The sequence below is a fragment of the Methylobacterium frigidaeris genome, assembly GCF_022179185.1.
GTDB lineage: Bacteria > Pseudomonadota > Alphaproteobacteria > Rhizobiales > Beijerinckiaceae > Methylobacterium > Methylobacterium frigidaeris.
Genome location: NZ_BPQJ01000455.1, coordinates 1 through 216, shown reverse-complemented (window position 1 = coordinate 216; position 216 = coordinate 1). Strand labels below are relative to the sequence as shown.

At 75.9% G+C, this 216-nt stretch carries 1 protein-coding gene; it reads right to left on the bottom strand.

From position 1 onward, the window contains the following. The coding region (locus MFF64_RS37640; protein ID WP_238194198.1) for a DUF2000 domain-containing protein at positions 1–216 on the bottom strand (216 nt) is incomplete at both ends.

Sequence of the window (216 nt, the reverse complement as noted above, 5' to 3'; positions counted from 1 at the left end):
CACCCCGCCCCGCGGGCCGTACACCGCGAGTCCGACCAGATCCAGATCGGCCGTCGGTACGGCGCGCACGGCCGCGCGGTTGTCGCGGTCGTGGCCGGTGGCGAACAGGTCCGCGGTGAACACCGCGCAGGGCAGGGCCCGGCCGAGCGCCCGCCCGTGGGCCGCGCGCAGGGTCTCCTTCTCGCCCTCGAAGACCAGCACCGGCTGGCCGAACAT